This is a genomic window from Rhodoplanes roseus, assembly GCF_003258865.1.
GTDB lineage: Bacteria > Pseudomonadota > Alphaproteobacteria > Rhizobiales > Xanthobacteraceae > Rhodoplanes > Rhodoplanes roseus.
In genome coordinates, this window is record NZ_NPEX01000168.1 from 1 (window position 1) to 807 (window position 807).

An 807-nucleotide genomic window follows, 5' to 3' on the forward strand; every position below is an offset into this window, starting at 1 on the left:
ATCTCGTCGCCGTAGTTGTAGATCGGCGTCGCGGTGAGGCCGACCCGGATGGCGGCGTTCCGGACGAAGACCTTTCCAGCCTTGCCCTTCTGTGCGTTGCCGCCCCGGCGCAGCTCCTGAATCTCGTCGAACAGCACGACCCGGAAGACGCCCTGGCCGGCGATGTCCACCCAACCCGCGATATTGGAATAACGAAACACGTAGACGTCGGCCTCCGGGAGTTCGTAGGGGGTGGTCGACTTGATGACGTGGACGCGCAGCGTCGAGAACTCGGCGATGCGCTCCGCCCACTGGCTGGCCAGATGCGCCTGCACGACCACGGCCGCCGGAAACAGGCCGGCCCGGACCATGATGCCGGTGCCCGTGATGGTCTTGCCCATGCCGCCCTCGTCGAGCACGAGCAGGCGGCGCATCCGGACCGCGATCTCGATCGCCTTCTCCTGGAAGGCGAAGGCGCGCCGGTCGGCTCGCAGGCTGGTCCGCGCGGCGGGCCGCCAGTCGGGCAGCAGGATTGTCTCGAACTCGGCCCGGCTCGTCTCGAAACGGTGGCGCTCGCGGGTCAGCCTGCGCCGGTCGGCCGCCGTCATGTCCATCGGGTAGCGCGACAGGAACCAGTCGAGATCGGCGCAGACGATCGGCGAGTCGTCGAAGCAGAAGCGGCCGGTCGTCGCCTTGTCGATGCGGGGGAACACGCTCTTGAGCCGCAGCGCGACGTGCGGCGCCACCCGGCTCATCACCCATTGGGTGCCGCGACCGCCGTGGCTGAACGCCAGACGTCCGTAGGAGCCGGCGGCCGCGCTGGACGCC

At 69.1% G+C, this 807-nt stretch carries 1 protein-coding gene; it reads right to left on the reverse strand.

What is annotated here, in order from left to right:
* On the reverse strand, positions 1-807 hold an 807-nt coding region (locus tag CH341_RS20510), incomplete at both ends, for a DEAD/DEAH box helicase family protein (RefSeq protein WP_245431162.1).